Source organism: Bartonella sp. AP7XZML (genome assembly GCF_042195745.1).
GTDB lineage: Bacteria > Pseudomonadota > Alphaproteobacteria > Rhizobiales > Rhizobiaceae > Bartonella.
Genome location: NZ_JBHIOT010000080.1, coordinates 1 through 5,703 on the forward strand (window position 1 = coordinate 1; position 5,703 = coordinate 5,703).

The 5,703-nt window shown below is 39.7% G+C and carries 7 protein-coding genes and 2 pseudogenes; all 9 read left to right on the top strand.

All coding sequences use genetic code 11. The features are described 5' to 3' along the window. A pseudogene (locus ACFILT_RS06080) lies at positions 1–526 on the top strand (transporter); the annotation flags it as partial. Then, a complete protein-coding gene (locus ACFILT_RS06085; protein ID WP_375678762.1) occupies positions 523–1,278 on the top strand; it encodes a type IV secretion system protein in 756 nt (251 codons plus the stop codon). The pseudogene ACFILT_RS06080 and the gene ACFILT_RS06085, both read left to right, overlap by 4 nt. A 21-nt stretch (positions 1,279–1,299) precedes the next feature. Continuing rightward, entirely contained in the window at positions 1,300–1,635 is a 336-nt protein-coding gene (locus ACFILT_RS06090) for an EexN family lipoprotein (protein ID WP_375678761.1), read from the top strand. 58 nt (positions 1,636–1,693) lie between these two features. Further along, positions 1,694–2,623 (top strand): type IV secretion system protein, encoded by a 930-nt coding sequence (locus ACFILT_RS06095; RefSeq protein WP_375678760.1) that lies wholly within the window; start codon positions 1,694–1,696, stop codon positions 2,621–2,623. 8 nt (positions 2,624–2,631) lie between these two features. Continuing rightward, positions 2,632–2,919: a type IV secretion protein VblB7 gene (locus tag ACFILT_RS06100; RefSeq protein ID WP_375678759.1), complete on the top strand. Its 288-nt coding sequence runs from the start codon at positions 2,632–2,634 to the stop codon at positions 2,917–2,919. Then, complete coding sequence (locus ACFILT_RS06105; RefSeq protein WP_375678758.1) at positions 2,916–3,587, top strand: virB8 family protein; 672 nt, start codon at positions 2,916–2,918, stop codon at positions 3,585–3,587. Before ACFILT_RS06100 ends, ACFILT_RS06105 begins: the two co-directional genes overlap by 4 nt. A gap of 2 nt (positions 3,588–3,589) precedes the next feature. Further along, complete coding sequence (locus ACFILT_RS06110) at positions 3,590–4,267, top strand: TrbG/VirB9 family P-type conjugative transfer protein (RefSeq protein WP_375679748.1); 678 nt, start codon at positions 3,590–3,592, stop codon at positions 4,265–4,267. Between the two features lie 27 nt (positions 4,268–4,294). Continuing rightward, complete coding sequence (gene virB10 / locus ACFILT_RS06115; RefSeq protein ID WP_375679749.1) at positions 4,295–5,410, top strand: type IV secretion system protein VirB10; 1,116 nt, start codon at positions 4,295–4,297, stop codon at positions 5,408–5,410. Positions 5,411–5,427: 17 nt separating this feature from the next. Then, positions 5,428–5,703: pseudogene (locus ACFILT_RS06120) on the top strand (P-type DNA transfer ATPase VirB11); the annotation flags it as partial.

Sequence of the window (5,703 nt, forward strand, 5' to 3'; positions counted from 1 at the left end):
GATGATGTATCTTTTTCATAGGATTTTGTCTCTGATTGATGGGCGTCGTATTATCATTGTCATTGATGAGTTTTGGAAAGCGCTAGAGGATGATTCCTTTAAAGCCTTTGCGCAAGACAGGCTGAAGACTATTCGTAAACAAAATGGTTTGATGTTGTTTGCAACACAATCTCCCAAAGATGCGATTAATTCAACCATTGCGCACACCATTATAGAGCAATGCCCAACACAGATTTATTTTCCCAACCAGAAGGGGAACCATGGGGATTATGTAGAAGGTTTTAAATTATCGGACAGAGAATTTAACCTGATACAAGCAGAATTAAGCCGTGAGTCACGGCGTTTTCTCATCAAACAAGGACAAAGTTCAGTTGTCGCAGAACTGAACTTACGGGGCTTTGATGATGAAATAGCCATTTTAAGTGGCACCACCAAGAACATTGAACTTTTAGAGACCATTATGGATGAAGTTGGACAATCTCCAGAAAAATGGCTTCCTATTTTCCAAGAAAGGTCAAAACAATGAAAAAACTTTTATTGGCAACAGCCGTCTATGCAGCTTCATTTGGCTTTCAAACAAATGCCTTTGCTATCATGGTATATGATCCCGCGGCTGTTGGACAAATAATGAAACAAGTCCAGCAAGGCACACAACAACTTAACAAATTGCAAGAACAAATTCAACAAGGCAGACAACAGCTTGACCAATTAAAGAGCCAACTCGATCAAGCGAAACAATTATATAACTCCTTGAATGGAAAAACAGATTTGTCTGCTCTTCAAGAATTGCTCAACAAGCAAGGAAATAATGCTGCTCTCCCCTCTGATTTTAATCATTTAGAACAATCAATAGATGGCACCGGGGGTGGTAGCGGAAACACTGAAAAATGGAAAGAAAAACTTTTATACAAAGAACCATCGGGTGGTGGAGGATCAAAAGAAGCAGTTGATGCCTTTTACAAGCAAGAAGTGGAAAAATTGCACAATCGCAATGTAGGACAAGCAGCAACAGGGCAAGCTGTTTACGAAGATGCCGATAAAAAGAAAGAAGCCATTAGTAAGATTATTGAAAAACTCAAAAATGCTAAAACCGCTGCTGAAGTTCAAGACGCTCAAACACAATTAGCAGCTATACAAGCAATATTACAAGCAGAGGCTTTACAAACTCAAGCTACTTCTATGATTCAACAAGCTCAATCTGAAGCTGAAGCAATACGGATTAGAGAAGAAGCTAGTAAAAGATACCAAGATTATGCAAATCAACTTCGCGGTCATTAAAAGTTAAAGAGGGACTTAATCATGAACAAAGTTATTATCGCAGCACTACTACTTAGCACAGGGCTGATCACCGCTGGATGTGAAAAAACCTACAGTGTAGAAGATTTTAAGAAAGATGAAAATTTACTTAAAGAATGGGCGGTGAGATGTGGATTTACAGGAAATTCGAAAAACTGTCAAAATGCACGATTAGCCGATCATCAAATTCATGAAGAACGTCGGGCAAAAATTGACGAAGAAAATCGTAAACGTAGAGAAGAATTTGAGAAAAAACAACAAGAAGAAGAAGCTAAGAGAAACGCTGAATATGAAAAAAGGAGAGCTAAAGCAAAAAGCGAAAACAATTTCGATCCATAAAAATTATTATAACAATCAGGAATAAAAGTATTAAAAAAAATTATAAAATGGATATCCAATGGTAACAAAAGAATTATTTACCATGATAGATCAGCGTTTAATGAAGGCTCTTACAGATATAATGGATAAAACTATTAGCAATCTTTCAGGCGCTTTATCTGTTCCTCTTCAATCAGCTTGTATAATCTATATAGCATTTATAGGTTACAACATTATGTATGGGCGTTCTTCTATGCCCTTATGGGATTTTATAGCAACAACTTTCAAACTTGGCATCATCGTTACACTCACCACAAGAGCCGCTAACTATAACACATGGGTTACAAATATATTTTTCACTGATCTGCCTAATGCCATTTCAAATGCTACACAAGGTGCAATTTCTGATAAGAATGTCTGGGACAATATGATACAAAATGCTTATGCGCACGCCTTTGACGCAGCAAATAAATACAACGGATGGACTGAAGTTGGTACGTATATTGTTAACTGGATTGCTGGTCTTATTTGCTTAATTATTTCTGGGGTTTTTTGCACCATTGGTTTTATCGTCACAATATTTGCTAAATTTGGATCATTTCTTGTCATATCAGTGGGACCAATATTTATAGGTTTTGGTCTATTTTCAGCAACAAGACGTTTTACAGAAGCGTGGTTAGGTCAATTGGCAAACTTCATCATTTTGCAAGTATTAGTCGTGTTGCTTGGTAACGTGTATGTAAGTCTTGCAATGGAAATCCTTAAAGGTGACCTTACAGATATCATGTTTTCTTTACTTCAATTTTTGGTTATTGGCATTGGTGGGATTTATCTTTTCATCCATTTACCCGGAATTGCCTCTGCTTTAGCTTCTGGAGGAGCAGCTCTTACAGGATCAACACATTTAGCTCACCATTCTAGTAGAGCAGCTGGACGTGGTGCTCTTGCAGCCGCTCGTTCTGGTGTTAGCGGTCTAAGAGGTTTGGCGTCAAAATTTAGAGGAGGTTAATACCACAAATGCGGGGTTTAAAAAAAATTGGGATTATTTTGCCATTTCTTTTTCTTAGTGGCTGTATGTCTTCACCAAACACGCTGAAATCACTCCCAAAGTGTGATGGATATTCTAAACGTCCACTCAACAGATCAATGTGGAATTGGGAAGGGAAGAAGCCCACTCCAAGACCTATTATCATAAGTGGCAATACACAATCATCCGTGAAAGAGAGCAAACTTGAAACGCTTTTGGCACAAAAATTAACGGACGAAGAAATGAAGTCTTACAAAAATTGCGGGCAAAAAGCATGAAAGAAAACGCCGTAGAACAATATATTGCTGAAGCACGCTCGTTCGATCAAGATCGCATGCTCGCCTCACGCCGCACCACCCGCATCTCGCTTGCAATCGCCGGCATAGCCGTTGCTGTTGCAATAATGTCTTCTCTCGCGGTCATCACCCTCACGCCCCTTAAAACCGTAGAACCCTTTGTCATCCGCGTTGACAATTCAACCGGCATCACCGAAGTTGTGGAAGCCTTAAAAGAAGGTCCCACCAATGTCGACGAAGCAATCACACGCTATTTTGCCGCAAAATACGTCCGCTCCCGTGAAGGTTTCGCCGTAGAAGAAACGCAAAATAACTTCGAAACCGTCTCTCTCCTCTCCTCTCCTGAAGAACGAGAAAGATTTGCTGGATGGTACGGAGCAAAAAATCCCCAAAGTCCCCAACTTCTTTATAAAAACGCCACCGTTACAATAACAATAAAATCAATTTCCTTTATCAATGAAAATGTCGCCCAAGTGCGTTACTACAGAACTGTACGTAACAACGACAACAACAAAGAATTCATCACCCACTGGGTTGCAACCCTCACCTTTGAATATACCAATGCCCCTATATCTGTCCAAAACCGTTTGATAAATCCCCTAGGGTTTATTGTTAATGAATATAGAACCGATCCGGAAGTGGTCAACTGATCATGACAAAAAAAATTCTTTTTCTCATTCTTAACATCGCTATCACCCTTTCTTTAACGCCTAGCCATGCCAGTATTTTTCCCACCCGCGCGCCAAGCGATAGCCGCATTCGCTTTATCAATTATGATGCTTATAATGTTACAAAAATTATTGGCTCCATACGCTCATCGGTACAAATAGAATTTTCTCCCAATGAAGAAATTGCCCATGTGGCAATTGGCAACAGTGTTGCATGGGAAGTCGCCCCCGCTGGCAATATTCTTTTCCTTAAAGCAAGAGAAGTCCAACCCATTACCAATCTCCAAGTCGTCACCACAAAGCTTGATGGCTCAAAGCGCTCCTATCAATTTGAACTTACGATCAAAGATGGGGAAATTTCATCTGGACAAGAAACATATTTCCTTGTGAAATTTCGCTACCCACAAGAAGAAGCAGAACAAAGAAGACTCGCAGCCCTTATGCGACAAGAAAAACAACAATCCCAACGGATTGATAATGTCTTCAACGCTTATGAAATATACGGACCTCGCAATTGGGCTTACACCGCTCAAGGCTCTATCACTCTCGAACCCTCCTCCGTTTATGACAATGGCAAAACCACAACATTTANAAAAGGCACAAATCCAAATACCGGAACAACCTCACCATCTGTTGAACGTAAAATTGCATCAGATCTTTAAATAAGCGGGAATTGAAGGGGACAACACATGAGTGATAAATCAATCATCGACGATCGAGGATCTATTGGAGATGGCAAAAATAATACATCAAAATCGGATACAAAAAAAATAATCATTATTATAGCTTTTGTAGGATTTTGCGCATATGTGCTTTGGAATATATTTTCAACACCACCAACATCAAAAGACACGGCAAATATCCATAAAAAACAAGAATTTAATAACTCAGTTACTCCCTTAGAATTAGTTTCCGCTGAATCACAAGCAAAAATTGCTCCAATTACACTACCAACACCATCACCAACACCAGAAAAAATAGTTGAACATGATCCTTTACTTGATGCAGCACAACGTTCTCCAGTATTGGCTTTTACGAGCAATCCCCACCCTTCTTCAACTCAAATACCGAGAAATAACTATAGTAATAATATAAGTGAAACTCCTAACAATGATTCACAAAGTTTTTCCTCACTTCTAAAGCCTACAAAAATAGAAGGTACAAGAGCTGGGATCATGGGAAATAGAAACTTTATCATCGCCATGGGAACCTCTATCCCCTGTATCTTAGAAACGGCATTAAACAGTGACCAACCAGGCTTTGCAAGCTGCATCATCAACCGTGATATCCTCTCTGACAATGGGCGCGTTGTTTTGCTTGATAAAGGAACCCAAGTCGTTGGAGAATACCGAGGAGGGCTTAAAAAAGGTCAATCTCGCCTCTTTGTGCTCTGGACAAGAGCAAAAACACCAACCGGTGTCATCATCAATCTTGCATCTCCCGCAACTGACAGTTTAGGGAGAGCTGGTTTTGACGGCAACGTCAACACCCATTGGTGGGAACGCTTCAGTTCAGCATTATTACTCACCGTTGTTGATAGCGTTACAACAAACCTAACCAATAAAAAGAAAGGCAATTCTAACTCAGGTGGTGGTTTCAACAGCTCTGAAGCAAGCAATATCGGAAAAGATACAGCCACCGTTGCTCTTGAAAATCAAATCAACATCCCTCCTACCCTAGAAAAATTTCAAGGCGAACTCGTCAACATCTTTGTAGCAAGAGATCTCGATTTTTCATCTGTCTATAAACTAGTCGTAACAAGCAAAAGGTATCACTCTACTCCAAACTATTCCTTTTTTCATTAAGTCAATAAAGCCACATTATGCCATCAGCAAAAAATGCAGAACGAGCTTCCATCGTTTTAACAAAATTAAAGATCTTAGATGACTTCCTTAATGATGAAAATTTATTTGAGATTGTTGTCAATCGCCCAGGCGAAGTGATTGTTGAGGGTCCCAATGGTTGGCAAACCCACATCTTAAAAGAACTAACCTACAGCGAGCTAGAAGGGATTGCAAAAGTTGTTGCTGCCTACACAACACAAAAAATCAGTGTAGAAAACCCCGTTCTCTCCGCAACACTGCCAAACAACGAACGC